Source organism: Candidatus Synechococcus spongiarum, assembly GCF_900047545.1.
Classification (GTDB): Bacteria; Cyanobacteriota; Cyanobacteriia; order PCC-6307; family Cyanobiaceae; genus Synechococcus_B; species Synechococcus_B spongiarum_C.
This window is the reverse complement of the sequence record NZ_FITM01000105.1, coordinates 1-15,989: the sequence shown is the minus strand read 5'-3', so window position 1 is coordinate 15,989 and position 15,989 is coordinate 1. Positions and strand designations below refer to the sequence as shown.

Here is a 15,989-nt window from a genome sequence, read left to right as displayed (position 1 = left end):
CTTGTGGCGGCCACGCCCATGGCTGGGCAGAGGCCTGGGGCAACCACCGGCGGTGTTAATGATCAACTGCTCAAGATCAGTGTGATCACTGATCTTGGCAGGGTTGATGATCGCAGCTTTAACCAGTTTGCCTGGAAAGAATCCCAGCAGGGCGCGGCGGCAGTGGGTGGTGCGGTGAGTTGGGGGACACCACCACGGCTGCAGCCAAAGATCATCCGGACATGATCTTCATCGGTATTGACCAGGACCAGACCAAGATCCTTCTCAACCTGGCGGGACTCATTATCCCCGCCGATCAATCCGGGTTTCTTGCTGGTGCCCTTCCAGGCCAACACCATTCTTAAGGACGGGGCTTGCATCCCTGCACAGCCCTGGTCACGGACCTGGATCTGCGACACCCTCCCTGGACATGGTGCTGACCGTCCTGATGGGGTCCCTGTCTAGGTGTCGGCAACAGGGGTCCAGGGACTACGCCATGGCGTAGTCCTCGATGTTGGCCCGCAAATGGCGCAGACTGGCCATGCAGTCTTTTTCCAGTTTGCGGACCCGGTCACGGCTCATGTTGAGCACCCGGCCGATGCCCGTGAGGCTCATGGGCTTATGTTCGCCGATGCCGTAGCGCATTTTGATGACTTCGCACTGCAGGTGAGGCAGTTGGCCCAAAATAGCCTCCATGTCGCTCTTGAGGCACTCGCCGTCCACCACGTCGTTGGGGGCGGGGCCTTCATGGCAGAGCAGTTCCTGCAGGGCGGTGTCGTCCCCGTCCCCAACCCGTAAATCCAGGCTCACGGGTTGCCGCGCCCGGCAGATAACGTCCTTCACCTCGCTGGTAAGGGTGTTCACCTCCTCTTCGGAACGGTGGAGGGCCTGGGCAAGCTGGGCCATGGTGGGTGCGTGGCCCAGTTCCCTGTTGAGGCGGACGATGAGTTCATGGACGCTGTCGCTCTGCTCCTCATCCAGGGCCACGGCGGCGGAGAGTTCCACCACCGTGGGTGTGCGCCCTAACTGCTGGCTCAGTTCTCGCTGGCTTTTCTTCAGCCGGTTGAGAACCTCGGTGATGTGAATCGGCAGGCGGATCGTGCGGCTTTTCTCGGAAATGGCCCGGGTAATGCCCTGGCGAATCCACCAATAGGCATAGGTGGAGAACTTGTAGCCCCGGCTGGGGTCAAACTTTTCCACGCCACGAACCAGGCCGATGGTGCCTTCCTGGATGAGGTCCAGGAGTTCCATATTGCGCTTGGTGTATTTCTTGGCCACAGACACCACCAGGCGCAGATTGGCGGAGACCATCCGCTCTTTGGCGCGACGACCGTTGCGCAGCCGGCGTTGCAACTGGAGGGGTCTCAACTCCGCCGCCTCGGCCCACTCCTCCCAGGTGGGGGCAACACCAGTCTCCTGCTTGAACCGGGTTTCAAGCGCCTCCAGGCGCATGAGTTCCTGCACTTGGCGCCCCAGCGTGATTTCCTGCTCATGGCTCAGCAGGGGAACACGGCCAATGTCTCGCAGATAGGAGCGCACCAGATCGGCATCGGCGGATGATTGACTGGTGAACTGGGCCGGTGGCGTGGCGGTGATGTTTGTCATGTTGTTGCTATGGCTGGGCAGGGGGGCACGGTCAATCGGTTGAGTGTCGGACCGGGAGGTTGAGGGGGCCGGAACCATGGGTGACGTGGGCTGCTCCAAAGTGTGAGCAAATCCTAACCTTAAGAAGCGTAAAGAAGATCATAAATTTTCCCGTTTTCAGGGATTTTAAGTAAAATTGCTTACCTTGACCTGGAAGACAGGCTTGGCCAGGCCCCACATCCCGTTCAGCACCAATCCTGTACGCCAACAGCGGGCTGGCCCATGGACTGACAAGCTTTCCACCCTAGCGAGTTCCACTGTGAACCTGAAGGAAAACGGACCTACAGACTATAGATGGTACATTGCGCCACCCGGCTCCTTGGGCCTCAAGTTGGGGGCAGCAGCAGCGTGGAGGCCAACTGCAAGTAGACAAACACCCCGGCCACGTCCACCACCGTCGTGATGAAGGGGGCCGACATCAAGGCAGGATCGAATCCCAGACGACGAAACAGCAGGGGCAGCAAGGAGCCTGCCGTTGCCGCCATGGTGGCAATGGCCAATAAACTCCCCCCCACTGCCAGGGCCACCTGCTGCTGATAGCCCAGGATCCAGGCCACCAGGCTGACAATGACGGACAGCAGCAGGCCCAGCAGCGCCCCCGCAGCACTTTCCCGCAGCACGGATTGCCAGGCGCCGATGGCTTGAATGCGCTTGGTGCTCAGGCCACGGATGACCACTGTGGAACTTTGGGCCCCCACGTTGCCGCCGGTGCCAATCAGCAGGGGAATGAAGGCCGCAAGGGACACGTACCGGGACAACACCGCGCCCTGGGCGGCAATGACGGAGGCGGTGCCCACGTTGGCCAGCAGCAGCACCAACAACCACACCAGGCGACGGCGGGCCACCTGCAGCAGGTTGATCTGAAAGTAGTCGTCCTCGTCGGTGGTCTGGATGCCGCCAGCGGCGTAGAGGTCCTCCGTGGCCTCCTGCTCAATCACGTCAATGACGTCATCCACGGTGATAATCCCCACCAGCCGGCCTTCCCGATCCACCACCGGCAGGGCCAGGAAGTCGTAGCGCTGAATCAGGCGAGCCGCCTCCTCCTGGTCCACTTCCGTGGTCAGGGACACCACCTCCCTGGTCATGGCCTCGGCCACCAGCAGGTCCGGCTCGGCCGTGACCAACTCCCGCAAGGACAGAGTTCCCGTCAGGTGACTGAACCCGTCGGTGACGTACAGGGCATAGACGGTTTCTGTCTCTCTCGCCCGACGGCGCACCACGTTCAGGGCTTCCGCCACCGTCTGCTGCTGCTTGAGGGCGATGAACTCCGTCGTCATGAGTCGGCCCGACGTGCCGGATGCATAGCCCAACAACTGGGCCGTGACGCGGCGCTCTTCCGGGCTCAACTGCTGCAGCAGGCGCCGCACCACCTTGGCCGGCAACTCGTCGAAGAGGCGCACCCGGTCGTCCGGCGCCATCTGCTCCACCACCTCCAACACCTCGTTGGAGCGCAGGGTCTCCAGGAGGGCCTGCTGCACCAGGGGTTCCAGGTCCTCGTACACCTCGATGGCCAGATCCTTGGACAGCAGCCGAAAGCCCAGGGCCTGTTGAGCCGTGGGCAGGGTGCCGATGGCTTCAGCAATGTCCACGGGTTGGAGGGGCTCCAGAAGATGTTTGACCCTGTCGTAGCTGCCGTCTTGCAGCAGACCGGCCAACTGTTGGGCAACCCGCTCAGAGACACTGGGGCGGTCGCTGTTCATGCCCCTTGAATCCACAGGCAACAACAGTTTACGAGGGCCGCCGTCCCTGGCCCAGCCGTTGGCCCAGCCAGGCCATGGCCAGTCCCACCGCCAGACCCAGAGCCAGCCACAGCAGACCCATGACGAATCCTTGCTGCTGGAGTCTTACGGTTACCAGCATCCAGGAGGAAAACGTGCTGAGTGATCCACAAAACCCCGCCCCCAGAAGCAACTGGAGATCCTGACGGAAGGGGCGGGTCACCAGCCAGCCCAGCAGCAGGCTGCCCACACCGTTGACCAGGAGATCGGATCCTCCGGGAGGAAGGCAAGGGCCGAGTTGGACGGCAGCCTCCCAGCGCAACAGGGCCCCGGGGATGGCCCCTGCTGTCACCAACAGGAACCGCCGAGCCTCGTCCGTCACGGTGTGTCCCATGGTGTACCGAATTCTCATGGGGCCAATACCCCTCCCAGGGCCAGACCCAGGGCCAGGAGGCTGTAGCCCACCACCACGCTGGCTCCCGCCAGGCCCAGTGCTTCCTGCCGGTGGCCGGTTCTCAGCAACAGGGCCATGTCCACCATCAGCGTGGAGAAGGTGCTCAGGCTTCCCGCAAAGCCCACCCCCAGCCAGAGCCACACCTCCTCCTGGGGACGGGCTGCCAGCACGCCCACCAACACACCCAAGACGCCGGAAGCCATACCGTTGACCGCCATGGTGGCCCAGGGGGTGCCGGCTGTGCCCGGCAGGTGGCGCCGTTGATGGCGGCCTGCCCAGTGGGGGGACCACCGGCGCACCAGCCACCAGCGCAGGCAGGCACCCGGAGCAGCCCCCAGGGCCACCAGCAGAGCACCGCCGAGGGATTGAGCCTCAACCACCGCTGATGGTGATCCCCACGTGGAGCGGCCCCTGGCCGCCCAATGCACCGATGGAGACTTGTATGGGACTGCCCGACAAGGACTCCAGCGTCTCCAGCAGTTGATGCAGGTGAGGAGTGCTGCCGCCGCTCTCCGACCGGAGACGCCCGTGGAGATCACCCAGCCGCTGCCAACTGCAATTGAGTTGACCGACGGCCTGCTCCACCTGCTGGGCATGGTGCAGAATGTCCGCCAGAAGCCCCAATACCGCCAAACGCCGGGCCTCTTCCACGGCTTTGTCCAAGTTGAGCGAACTGTCCCGCAGGGTGTTCAGGGCCAGCGCGGTGTCCTGGACTCTGGCCATGGCGCGGGCTGTCCGGGTGGCAGCCCTGACGGCATCCAACTCCGGCGCGGCCGCCAGTTCCTGCCGCAACTCTTCCTGCTGCTCCTTCGGCAGGCGGGCCAATTCCTTCACCAGGGGAGCCACCACCCTGGTGGGCAGGATCTGCGCCTGGGTGCGTTGGCGCACTTCCTCCGGCAGGAGCGTGCTGCTGATTGCAGCGAACTTATCATCAAGGCACTTCACCTCCTGGCGGGTAATCCGCTCACCTCCATTGGCTGCGGTGTTGACCAGCTCCTGCACCGCCGGTGCGGCCTTGGCGGTGGCCAGAAAGGCGTGTTTGGAAAAGTTGTTGACACAGGCGGGATCCAGACTGCCCTCCGTAACAAGGTCGTCAGCGGAGTCGGCCAGTTGAATCAAGCCGTAGGCCTGACTTTTGCTGATGTCCCGCTCCCGCAACCACTGCAAAAACGGGGTGCCCCGGCTCTGGCCCTGATGCTTGCCCCGATCCCGAATGCGCCGCAGGATCCGCCCCCGCCAGATTTCTGTCTGTAGATCAAACCGCTCGCAAACTGACCAGGCCCGGTCCACGTGCTCCAGGAATTCCACCTCGCTCAAATCGTCCGCCTCGGGATCCGGCAAGTCCAAGGCGTGAAGGGCCGCTTCCAGGGAACCAGGGTCGACAGACACGAATGACGCAGCGCAATCGGGAAGACCTAAGGTAATCAACCAATTACCCTTGTTTTTTGTGGGCACCCGCGGATCCGGTCCCATCCTGTTTCCACCGGGACTCAGGCAATCTGTTCTGGCGACAGGTCTGGGATGCTGCCTTGCCGCCCCGGCTTCGGCCCTCGTTCCTTACGTCTACATTCCCGGGGAAGAGGAACTGGAAGCTTCGGCCCTGAGCATTGCCCAGGCAGCGGCCCAGGTGCTGCAGATCGGTTACCTGGAAGACGCCGCCAGCCTAGCTGACTTGTCTGTCCGTCTGGCACCCGCCAATGTCCAGAGCTGGCTGCTGTTGGCAGCGGCCCGGCTGCGCAACCGGGATTCCGCGGCAGCCAAAGAGGCCCTGGCCCAAGCCAAGCTGCTGGATACCGACAATGCCGGCATCTGGTTTGCCGAGGGCTCCCTCGCCATGGCTAGCGACGACTTTCCCCATGCCGAAGCCTTAATCCGCAGGGGCCTTGAGCTGGATCCAGAGAACGCCAACGCCTATTTTGACCTGGGCAACGCCCTCTTTCTGCAGGCGAGGGGGGAGGAGGCCCTGGCGGCGTTCCAGGAGGCTTCTGCCAAGCAGGAGGACCTCTGGCCCGCCATCAATAACGAGGGGCTGGTGCTCTACGAAGCCGACCAGCCCGAGGCGGCCATGGAGCGCTGGCGCCAGGCCATCGCCATCAACGACCAGGTGGCGGAGCCAGTGCTGGCCCTGGCCGCTGCTCTCTACAACCAGGGAGATCAGAGTCAAGTCACCATCGGCATGGCCATCCGGGCGCTGGATCAGGAGTCGGACTATGCCGAAGAGGCCTTCCAGGAAAGTCAGCTATGGGGAGAGAAGCTGCGGGCAGCGACCCGCCGTCTCTTCATGGATTCCCGCTTGCAGAGCGCCCTAGAACGGGCATTGTCCATGGTCAACCTGCGGCGCCTGGAGCAGGACAGCACCCCACTGCTGCCCGAAGAGGACAGCACCCTGCCCCAAAGCCCCTGAAGACGGGAGAAGACCCCGGGACCTTCTTTAGGCTGGGCCGAATCCGTGGTCAAGCTGCATGGTCAGTCATCGCGTCATCCCCACCTCGTTGCGAGAGGAGATGGAGCGCTCCTACCTGGAATACGCCATGAGCGTGATCGTGGGCCGCGCCCTGCCGGACGTGCGCGACGGCTTGAAGCCCGTGCAGCGGCGCATCCTCTATGCCATGCATGAACTGGGCTTGACGCCGGAGCGTCCCTTCCGCAAGTGTGCCCGGGTGGTGGGAGACGTGCTGGGGAAATACCATCCCCACGGGGAAACCGCAGTCTATGACGCCCTGGTGCGTCAGGTGCAGTCCTTCACCAGCCGCTATCCCCTGCTGCAGGGCCACGGCAACTTCGGTTCGGTGGACGACGATCCAGCGGCGGCGATGCGCTATACGGAAACCCGCTTGGCGCCTCTGGCCCATGGGGCCCTGCTGGGGGAGTTGACGGAGGACACGGTGGACTTTACCCCCAACTTTGACGGGGCTCAGCAGGAGCCCGCTGTTCTGCCTGCGCAACTGCCCGTCCTTCTGCTCAACGGCTGCACCGGCATCGCCGTAGGCATGGCCACCAACATCCCCCCCCACAACCTGGGGGAAGTCGTGGGCGGCCTGGTGGCGCTCCTGCGCAACCCCCGGTTGAGTGATGAAGCCCTGTTGCAATTGATTCCCGGCCCCGACTTCCCCACGGGTGGTGAAATCCCCGTGGGCAGTGGCCTGCGGGAGGCCTATATGCAAGGGCGGGGCAGCATCCCGGTGCGGGGTGTGGCCCATCTGGAAGCCATCCAACCGGGCAAGGGGCGTCGCCGTCGCAATGCCGTGGTGGTGACGGAGCTGCCCTACCAGCTCAGCAAGGCAAGCTGGATTGAAAAGCTGGCGGAGCAGGTCAACGACGGGCGCCTCAGCGGCATTGCCGACATCCGCGACGAGAGCGATCGGGACGGCATGAGGGTGGTGATCGAGCTGCGCCGGGACGGTCAGCCGGAGGTTGTTCTGCAGGAGTTGTTTCGCCGCACCGCCCTGCAAAGCAACTTCGGCGCCATTCTTCTGGCCCTCGTGGACGGCAAACCCACCCAGTTGAGTCTGCGGCGTGTCCTGGAAATCTTTCTGGAGTTCCGGGAGCAGACCAGCCTGCGGCGCTACCGCTTTGCCCTCGGTAAAATCAGCCAGCGGCTGGAAGTGGTCAACGGGTTGCTCCAGGCCTTGGCCCGGTTGCAAGAGGTGATTCTGCTCATCAGCCAGGCGCCGGCAGCGGCCCGGGCCGCGGCGGCGCTCCAGGTGCAACTCGGTCTCAGCTCGGCTCAGGCGGAGGCAGTGCTGGCCATGCCCCTGCGGCGGCTCACCGGCCTGGAGCGGCAGGGGCTGGACACGGAACGGCAAAAGCTGGAAGCGGAGCAGGCACGGCTCCAGGTGCTGCTGGACGACCGTAACGCCAGGGTGGAGGCACTGATCCGGCAACTGGCCCAGTTGCGCAAGCGCTATGGCACACCCCGTCGTACCCGGCTCCTGGGTCAGGTTGCCGCCAGCGCACCCCGCACATCCACTGAGACAGCCGGTTCAGCGCCGCACCAGGCGCCCCGCGCAACCCTTCCGGAGGACGGGCTGCTGCTGGTGCAGGCGGACGGGCAGTTACGTCTGGCCTCTCCCCTGGCCGTGTCCCGGCGCCGGCTTGAGCAGCCGGCGCCTCTCGCCAGCCAGCCACCGCCTCTCCGCTGCCTCGTTCCTGTCCACCCTGAACCCCGGCTTGTGGTGTTCAGCGCCCTGGGCCGCATCGCCAACCTGCGCTGGGAGCGCATCGGGCCTCACCCCCAGGACTTGGCCCACTTTCTTCCGGAGAAGCTGGGGGGGCAGACAGACCACCCTGTCCAACTGGTGCGGCTGGGTGGTTCCGCCACTGCTGCGGGCCTAGCCCTGCTGAGTTGTGACGGCCATTGCCGCTGGCTCAAGGCTGCTGCCGTTCTGGAGGCGGCGGCGCGGGTGCGGGACACCGGCCGCACCGTCACCCTGTTGAAGGTGCGGCCGCGACAAACACTCTGCCGGGTGGCGCCCTGCCCGGCAGACGTGGCAACTTTGGTGGTGGCCACCAGTTGCGGCCGCCTCCTGCGGCTGGATGCAACTCCCCATCTGCTGCAAGAACTGGACAGTCCTGCCGGGGCGCCCCTGTTGCGGTTGCTCCCCCATGAAATCATCGTGGGCGCCGCCTGGTGTGGGGACGCCGGCCAAGTGTTGCTGGCCACACGCCATGGTCAACTCAAGCGGCTGCCCGTTGAGCAGTTGGCGCCGAACCGTCGTGGCGATCTGGGCCAGATTGGCCTGCGCTTCCTGAAGCGCAGCGACAGCCTCCTGGGTCTGTGGCCCGTGGTGGAGGATCCATGCTTCACCCTGGTGACCACGGATCACCGCAGCGGCCGTTTCCCGTGGGAGCAGGTGCCTGTGCAGGAGTGCAGTGGCGTGGGAGTGTGCTTGCTGCCAGCGGGGGCGGCGCTGGCCGACGTGATGATCCTGGGGGAGACTGCCCGGCTTCCTGTGCCCCAATGAACTGGGGCCGTGCTCTGTAGGATGAACCGGAGTACCGTCGAGCGACCATGGCTAAACGCCGCAACCTCAAAAAAGAAAAACAGGAGCGCAACCGCTCCTACGCCCGCCGTTTCAAGAAGCGGGGCGGCCATGACGGTCGTGGCGAAGGTGCCGGCAACGGGGTCACCGGAACGGCCAACAACGGCGGCGCCGCGGACTGAGACAGCCCTGTTCCGGTGGAGAGGAACGGTGTTCTTCAGTGTGGTGGTTCCCACCTACAACCGCCTTCCCATCCTGCGCCAGTGTCTGGCGGCCTTGGCGGCCCAGGATCTGTCCACGGCGCCGGGGGTGGACGGCTACGAGGTGGTGGTGGTGGACGACGGTTCCACAGATCAGACCGTCACGGTCCTGCGCCAGGCCACCGACCCCCACCTGCGCCTCCTTCAGCAGAACCACGGCGGTGCGGCCATGGCCCGCAACCTGGGGGTGATGGCGGCCCGGGGAAACGTGATTGTCTTTATCGACAGCGACCTGGTGGTGGTGAAGGGTTTTCTCGCTGCCCATGCCCGTGCCCTCCAGCGCCACTGGCGCCGCCATGGGAATCGCCTCTGCTTCACCTACGGCGCGGTCATCAACACCAGCAACTTTGCCCGGCCCACCACCGAGCCCCACAAGCTCACCGACCTGTCCTGGGCCTATTTTGCCACGGGGAACGTGGCCATTGATCGTCAATTGCTGCTGCGCTCCGGGTTGTTTGACCCGCGCTTTTGCCAATACGGCTGGGAAGACCTTGAGTTGGGGGAGCGGCTGTGGAAGCTGGGTGTTGCGCTGGTGCGCTGCCCGGAGGCCGTCGGTTACCACTGGCATCCCCCCTTTCAACTCCGGCAGATCCCGCAACTGATCCAGCAGGAGAAGGAGCGGGCGCGCATGGCCCTGGTCTTTTACCGCAAGCACCCCACCCTCCGGGTGCGCATGATCATTCAGTTCACCTGGCTCCACCTCCTCCTCTGGCAGGTGCTCACGTTGGGTGGTCTGCTCAATGCCCGCACCATGACTCCCCTGCTGGCGGCTCTGGTGCGCTGGGAACGTCCTGGTTGGGCCTTGGAACTGCTGCGGCTGCACCTGAACCGCATCTGCGTGCAGACCATCTTTGCGGAAGCGCGGCAGCAGCGGCGGCAGGCCCCACAGCCCTCTTGATAGGCTGGGGCGGTCAACACACCGCACACCTGCGTGTTTCGGGTGAGCCCCGGGCTTTTGGTTCGGGGCTCCGACGCGGGTGGAGGTTGAACCCGAAACCCACGCCAAAACCCATGGCCATTGCCACACTGACGGAAATGATGGAGTCCGGCGCCCACTTCGGGCACCAGACCCGTCGCTGGAACCCCAAGATGGCGCCCTACATCTACTGCGCCCGCAACGGGGTCCACATTATTGACCTAGTCAAGACGGCGGTCTGTCTCAACAACGCCTACAAGTGGGTCCGCTCGTCGGCCAAGGCCGGTAAACGGTTTCTGTTCGTCGGCACCAAGAAGCAGGCGGCGGACGTGACTGCCCAGGAGGCCAGGCGCTGTGGCGCGGCCTACGTGAACCAGCGCTGGCTGGGGGGCATGTTGACCAACTGGACCACCATGCGGGCCCGCATTGACTACCTCAAAGACCTGGAGCGGATGGAATCCTCCGGAGCCATTGCCATGCGTCCCAAAAAGGAGGCGGCGGTCCTGCACCGCGAACTGGACCGCCTGCAGAAATATCTGGGTGGCCTCAAAACCATGCGGCGGTTGCCGGACGTGGTGATCCTGGTGGACCAGAAACGGGAAGCCAATGCCGTTCTGGAATGCCGAAAGTTGTCCATCCAGTTGGTCTCCATGCTGGATACCAACTGCAATCCCGACCTCTGCGACGTGCCCATCCCCTGCAACGACGACGCGGTGCGCTCCGTGCAGTTGGTGCTCAGCCGCCTTGCCGACGCCATCAACGAGGGCCGCTACGGCGCCCGGGAGTAAGGCGCCCCGTTCCACCAGCCCTGACACTTCTTTCTCCTGTTCCAGCCCTAAGCTGACTCTTGATTATCCGCCCCCTGTTGTCCCCATGGCTGCCGTTTCCGCCCAGACCGTCAAGCAACTGCGCGAACAAACCGGCGCGGGAATGATGGATTGCAAAAAAGCCCTCGCCGCCAGCGAAGGGGACCTGACCAAGGCCAGTGAGTGGCTGCGGCAGAAAGGCATCGCCTCTGCGGAGAAAAAAGTTGGCCGCACCGCTGCCGAGGGTCTGGTGAGCAGCTACATCCACACCGGCGGCCGGGTTGGCGTGCTGGTGGAGGTCAATTGCGAGACCGACTTTGTGGCGCGGGGGGAAGAGTTCCAACTCCTGGTGCGGGACGTGGCCATGCAGATTGCCGCCTGCCCCCAGGTGGAGTTCGTCAGTACGGACGACATCCCCGAACCCGTGAAGGAGCGGGAGAAGACCATCGAGATGGGGCGAGACGATCTGGCCCAAAAACCCCCAGCCATTCGGGAAAAGATTGTGGTGGGACGCATCGGCAAGCGTCTCAAGGAGTTGGCCCTACTGGATCAGCCGTTCATCAAGGACACCTCTCTGAGTGTGGAGGATCGTGTCAAGCAGACCTCCGGCAAGCTGGGGGAAAAGATCGTTGTGCGTCGCTTTGTCCGTTTCGTGTTGGGGCAGGGAATTGAGGTTGCTGCCGCGGACTTCGCGTCCGAGGTGGCAGCCATGACCACCAGCAGTTGAGTTCAGCGGCCTTGCAGGATCTGAATCCCCACCAAGACGCCAGCCAGGCACTGCGTCAACTGGAGGCCGCAACGGATCGGTTGGCGTTGCCCCTGCTGCGCCAGTTGGAGGCCTATCTCGGCCTTCTGCGCCAGCAGGTGCCCCGCCAAACCCTGCAAGCCGTCTTTGTACTGGTGTCCCAGGATTGTCCCAAGCACTACAGTAGACTTGGCCTTGACGAGCGCCAAGGCCTCCAGCGGCGCCTGCAAACCCTCACTGCAGAGGCCTGCTGTTTGCTGACCGTGGAGCACTTGGTGCTGCTGGCGCGGAAGCTCCAGGCTGACCACCAGCAGATCAAGCAGGAGCGGCGCCGCAAGATACTTGCGGCCCTGGAGCGCCTCAACGGTGAGGAGCAGGACGAACCCTCAGGGGAGGGGCTGATCCTGTCAGTCCAGGAGCCGCTTGAAGACGACACCACCCTGCCCTTGGGGCCACCCAGGGATCCCCAGGGTCTGGAGCGCTGGTGCCTGTGGCTCCGCCAGGCCATGGTTCTCCACCTGCGCACCCTGTCCCATCAACTGAACGTGGAGTTGCTGAACCACCACCTGATCCAGGCCGTGCTCCCGGTCAGGCTGCTGGATGCGGTGCTGGCCGGAGACGTGGAGGCCATGCAGGCGCCGGAAAACCTGCTCAAGATCGCCGTGCCCATGGGTAACGAAGAGAATGCCCCCCAGGTGGTCACTTGCGTGGTGTTATTGCGTCTCCAGGACATGGAGTTTGCCCATCGGCCGCTGCGGCAGAGCCGTGAGCGCTTGCAGAAGCACCAGAAGGTTTTGCAAAGCCTTGTCGCCCAGAGCCGCCAGTGGCGGAAACGACTGGTGACGGAGCAGGCCATGGCCGACTGGAACAATGATCTCCAGCAGATTCAACCCCCACGGCCTTGCGTTCCCTGACGCCCGACCAATGCCGTGCTCTACAGGACTGGCTGGGGTGCTTGCAGCGCATCCTGCAATGGGAAGCAGACCATGATTTTGTCAACAGCCGGGGCCGCAGTGGCCACTTCGCGGAGGTGTTGGCACGGGGTCTGGCCGAAGCGCCCCTGGCCCCGTTGCGGGACGACCCCACCTGTGGGGAACTGCGGACCGGGTTTTCCGCCTACTCCACCTGGCCTCCCCGGCAGCGGCGCCACTGGGTGGTGCGCACCCGCCAATGGCTTCATCAGCAGCGTCTCCACATCCAGGGCCAGCCCGCCTCACCACCACCGGATCAGCCCCCTCAGGGACTGCAATCACCCCTTACCCAGGTGAAAGGCATTGGTCCCAGGCTGGCCGCCAGCTTGACGGACGCAGGACTCCGGAGGATGGACGACCTGCTGCGCCACTACCCCAGGGATTACATCGACTACTCCCGACTATTGCGCATTCGTGGCCTGCGTCCCGGGGAAACCGTGACGGTGGTGGGCGCCGTGCGTCGTCGTCACGCCTTCGTCAGCAGCCGCAACCCTAACCTGACTGTTCTGGAACTTCAGTTGCAGGATGCCACAGGTCGCTTGCGGGTGACACGGTTCTATATGGGACGCCGCTTTACCAGCCCCAAGTGGCTGCAGCGGCAGCGGCGGCTGTTTCCACCGGGAGCCACCGTTGCTGCCTCTGGGTTGGTGAAGGCGGGACCCTATGGCCTCAGCTTGCAGGACCCCCTGTTGGAGGTTCTGAATACAGGCCCGGTGACCCCTGCGGCAAGCCCAAGCCGGCGGATTCTGCCAGTGTATCCCCCCATCGAAGGTGTGAGCGCCGAAGGCTTGCGCCGTGCGGTGCAGGCCGTGCTCCCCATGGCCTGCCAGCAGCAGGACCACTTGACAGCTCCATGGCGGCAGTGTTTCGGGGTGATCCCCCTGGCTGAAGCCTTCAGGGCAATCCATCAACCCCCCAGCCCGGCTGCGCTACAGGCCGCCCGCCACCGTCTGGTGTTTGACGAGTTTCTGGAACTCCAGTTGAGGTTGCTGCGCCGTCGGCAACGGCAACGAGTCCAGGCCATGGCCGATCTCACCGTGGCAGGCGCCAGTGACCTGGCGGCAGCCTTCCTGGCGCTCCTGCCGTTCCAGCTCACCACTGCCCAGGAGCGGGTGCTCCATCAGGTTCGCAGCGATTTGCAGGGGACCACCCCCATGGGCCGCTTGGTGCAGGGGGACGTGGGCTGCGGCAAGACGGTGGTGGCCACCATTGCTTTGCTGGAGGTGATTGCGGCGGGGGGACAGGGGGCCTTGATGGCGCCGACGGAGGTGTTGGCGGCACAGCACTACCGCAAGCTCTGCGACTGGATGGTGCAGCTTCACGTGCCCGTGGCCATGTTGACGGGATCCACCCCCGAGCGGCAGCGGCAGGCGGTGCTGCGGGACCTGGCCACCGGCGCCGTCAAGTTGGTGGTGGGAACCCATGCCCTGCTGGAGGAACCGGTGATGTTCCTGCGGCTGGGGCTGGTGGTGATTGACGAGCAGCATCGGTTCGGGGTGCATCAGCGCAGTCGCCTGCTCAACAAGGGGGAAGCGCCCCACCTGCTCACCATGACCGCCACCCCCATCCCCCGCACCCTGGCCCTCTCCATCCACGGCGATCTGGAGGTGAGCCAGATTGACGAACTGCCACCGGGGCGTCAGCCCGTGACCACCACCATCCTGACGCCTGGTGAGCGGGAGCAGGCCTATGGGGCCATTCGCACGGCGGCCTCCCGTGGTGAGCGGGCCTACGTCATCCTGCCCCTGGTGGACGAGTCCGACAAGCTGAAACTGCGCTCGGCGGTGCAGGAGCACCAACGCCTGGCCAGGACGGTGTTCCCCCATCTGCACGTGGCGCTTCTCCACGGCCGCCTGACCCCCGGAGCCAAGCAGGAGGTGTTGGAGGCCTTCGTTAGCGGCAAGGCCCAGGTGCTGGTGAGCACCACCGTGGTGGAGGTGGGCATGGACGTGCCGGAGGCCACGGTGATGGTGGTTGACCATGCGGAGCGTTTTGGCCTGGCGCAGTTGCACCAGCTTCGCGGCCGCATTGGACGGGGGCAGGCCCCAAGCCAGTGCTTTCTCGTCAGCGAGTCCCGACAGGCGGTGGCGCGCCAGCGGCTGGAGGTGTTGACCCGCTCCCAAGACGGCTTTGAAATCGCCGAGATGGACTTGCGTTTCCGGGGGCCGGGGCAGGTGCTGGGAACCCGTCAGTCGGGCCTGCCGGACCTGGCGCTGGCCAGCCTCACCAGTGATGGCGCCGTGCTGGAGCAGGCCCGGGACGCCGCCAAACGTTTGCTGAACGACGACCCTCAACTGCACACCGTTCCCCAGCTCAGGGCCAGACTGGTTGCCCAGAGCGCAAGGCAGGCGTCTGCTTCCCGTCTCAACTGATGCCCGATGCTACGAAACGACCATGGCGCGCCATGGCCATCAACGACTGTGGCGAGCCCTTGGCGCCCCTGCCGGAAGACTTGCCCCGGGTGATGCCCCACCCCTACGCCCGCCTGGGGGCTCCCTATCCGGGAGGGCGGGATCCATGGCGACTGCGGCTGGCGGTGGTGATGCGCCTCCTTCGCGCCCGCACCATCCTCCAAGCCGCCCATCCCGGTTGGGACCTGCAAATTTTTGATGCCTGGCGGCCCATTGCCGTCCAGATCTTCATGATCGACCACAGCCTGCAAACGGAACTGGCCCGCGGCTCCCCTTCCCAACGGGCGGATCCTGCCTGGCGTTGCCAGGTGGAGCAGCAGGTGTGTCACCTGTGGGCCATCCCCAGCCGGGATCCGCGCACGCCACCGCCCCACAGCACGGGCGCCGCGGTGGATCTGACCCTGGTGGACCACACTGGCGAGCCTGTGCCCATGGGTTCCCCCATTGACGCCCTAGGGTCCGAATCGTACCCGGATCATTTCGCCGGGGATCCCCATGGGGTCACGGCGCACCGCAACCGGCTGCGACTGCGGCGGGCCATGGTGACGGTCGGCTTTGTCATGCATCCCTGGGAGTGGTGGCATTTCAGCTTTGGGGACCAGCTTTGGGCCTGGCAGACCGGCCAGGTTGAGGCATGCTATGGTGCGGTCGCTGATGGTGGGTAGATCCATGCGCACGACATCCATTCTGTCTCTTGTCCTGGCTGCCATGGTGGGGGGCCTGGGCAGTTGGGCTTCGGCCAGGCCCACCGTTTCCGTGCCGGACTTCAAGAACGAGGTGGCCGACATTCCCTGGTGGAGCGCAAGTGTGAGCAGGCAGCTTGCCGATGCTTTGGCCAACGAACTAGCGACCACCGGTGTGTCGGTTGTGGAGCGTCAGCACGTCCAGGAGGTTCTCTCGGAACAAGAGCTGGCGGAACTGGGCATTGTGAGGGCTGCGGAGGAGAGTGCCCGGAGTGGTCAGATGATGGGTGCTCAATACTTGATCCTAGGTCGGGTCAATGCCTACGAGGCGGATGTTGAGGAAAAGGCGGAGGGCAACAGCAGCAGCTTCCTCGGATTTGACAGTACCCAGACTGCTGTCGAGGCGAAGGCATACATCGC

16 protein-coding genes are annotated in these 15,989 nt (G+C 64.5%); 11 read left to right on the top strand and 5 right to left on the bottom strand.

Translation table 11 applies throughout. The features are described from left to right. The coding region (locus FLM9_RS08370; RefSeq protein ID WP_218969738.1) for a hypothetical protein at nt 1-225 on the top strand (225 nt) is incomplete at its 5' end. A 243-nt stretch (nt 226-468) separates the two neighbouring features. On the opposite strand, the gene FLM9_RS04600 is transcribed toward FLM9_RS08370, so the two are convergent. The 5 genes from FLM9_RS04600 to FLM9_RS08135 all read right to left on the bottom strand — a co-directional run bounded on the left by FLM9_RS04600 (nt 469) and on the right by FLM9_RS08135 (nt 5,184). After that, a complete protein-coding gene (locus FLM9_RS04600) occupies nt 469-1,584 on the bottom strand; it encodes an RpoD/SigA family RNA polymerase sigma factor (protein WP_074457475.1) in 1,116 nt (371 codons plus the stop codon). Nucleotides 1,585-1,949: 365 nt separating this feature from the next. After that, the gene (mgtE, locus tag FLM9_RS04595) at nt 1,950-3,323 is read right to left on the bottom strand and encodes a magnesium transporter (protein WP_074457473.1); all 1,374 of its coding nucleotides are present in this window, start codon (nt 3,321-3,323) and stop codon (nt 1,950-1,952) included. A 28-nt stretch (nt 3,324-3,351) separates the two neighbouring features. Further along, complete coding sequence (locus tag FLM9_RS04590; protein ID WP_074457474.1) at nt 3,352-3,735, bottom strand: fluoride efflux transporter FluC; 384 nt, start codon at nt 3,733-3,735, stop codon at nt 3,352-3,354. A gap of 14 nt (nt 3,736-3,749) precedes the next feature. Then, a complete protein-coding gene (locus tag FLM9_RS04585; RefSeq protein ID WP_074457472.1) occupies nt 3,750-4,175 on the bottom strand; it encodes a fluoride efflux transporter FluC in 426 nt (141 codons plus the stop codon). Then, entirely contained in the window at nt 4,168-5,184 is a 1,017-nt protein-coding gene (locus FLM9_RS08135; protein WP_074457471.1) for a hypothetical protein, read from the bottom strand. The genes FLM9_RS04585 and FLM9_RS08135 overlap by 8 nt, the downstream gene beginning before the upstream one ends. A 58-nt stretch (nt 5,185-5,242) precedes the next feature. On the opposite strand from FLM9_RS08135, the gene FLM9_RS04575 reads away from it, so the two are divergent. From FLM9_RS04575 to FLM9_RS04535, 10 genes are all read left to right on the top strand, one after another. Further along, the gene (locus FLM9_RS04575) at nt 5,243-6,199 is read left to right on the top strand and encodes a tetratricopeptide repeat protein (protein WP_257243005.1); all 957 of its coding nucleotides are present in this window, start codon (nt 5,243-5,245) and stop codon (nt 6,197-6,199) included. 58 nt (nt 6,200-6,257) lie between these two features. Beyond that, complete coding sequence (locus tag FLM9_RS04570; protein ID WP_074457469.1) at nt 6,258-8,759, top strand: DNA gyrase/topoisomerase IV subunit A; 2,502 nt, start codon at nt 6,258-6,260, stop codon at nt 8,757-8,759. Between the two features lie 47 nt (nt 8,760-8,806). Further along, a complete protein-coding gene (locus FLM9_RS07820; protein ID WP_102135478.1) occupies nt 8,807-8,959 on the top strand; it encodes an Asl3888 family RNA-binding protein in 153 nt (50 codons plus the stop codon). 28 nt (nt 8,960-8,987) lie between these two features. Beyond that, nucleotides 8,988-9,935, top strand: coding sequence for a glycosyltransferase family 2 protein (locus FLM9_RS04565; protein WP_074457468.1), 948 nt, complete (start codon nt 8,988-8,990; stop codon nt 9,933-9,935). A 113-nt stretch (nt 9,936-10,048) separates the two neighbouring features. After that, on the top strand, nt 10,049-10,741 hold the full coding sequence (gene rpsB, locus FLM9_RS04560; RefSeq protein WP_074457467.1) for a 30S ribosomal protein S2: 693 nt from the start codon (nt 10,049-10,051) through the stop codon (nt 10,739-10,741). A gap of 85 nt (nt 10,742-10,826) precedes the next feature. Further along, nucleotides 10,827-11,486 (top strand): translation elongation factor Ts, encoded by a 660-nt coding sequence (gene tsf, locus FLM9_RS04555; protein ID WP_074457466.1) that lies wholly within the window; start codon nt 10,827-10,829, stop codon nt 11,484-11,486. 11 nt (nt 11,487-11,497) lie between these two features. Continuing rightward, entirely contained in the window at nt 11,498-12,418 is a 921-nt protein-coding gene (locus FLM9_RS04550) for a hypothetical protein (RefSeq protein WP_143324602.1), read from the top strand. Further along, nucleotides 12,406-14,847: an ATP-dependent DNA helicase RecG gene (recG, locus tag FLM9_RS04545; RefSeq protein WP_074457464.1), complete on the top strand. Its 2,442-nt coding sequence runs from the start codon at nt 12,406-12,408 to the stop codon at nt 14,845-14,847. Before FLM9_RS04550 ends, recG begins: the two co-directional genes overlap by 13 nt. Continuing rightward, nucleotides 14,847-15,551 carry a M15 family metallopeptidase gene (locus FLM9_RS04540; protein ID WP_074457463.1) on the top strand — a complete coding sequence of 235 codons (705 nt, stop codon included), beginning with the start codon at nt 14,847-14,849 and terminating at the stop codon, nt 15,549-15,551. Before recG ends, FLM9_RS04540 begins: the two co-directional genes overlap by 1 nt. 4 nt (nt 15,552-15,555) lie before the next feature. After that, on the top strand, nt 15,556-15,989 hold a 434-nt coding region (locus tag FLM9_RS04535), incomplete at its 3' end, for a CsgG/HfaB family protein (RefSeq protein ID WP_257243003.1).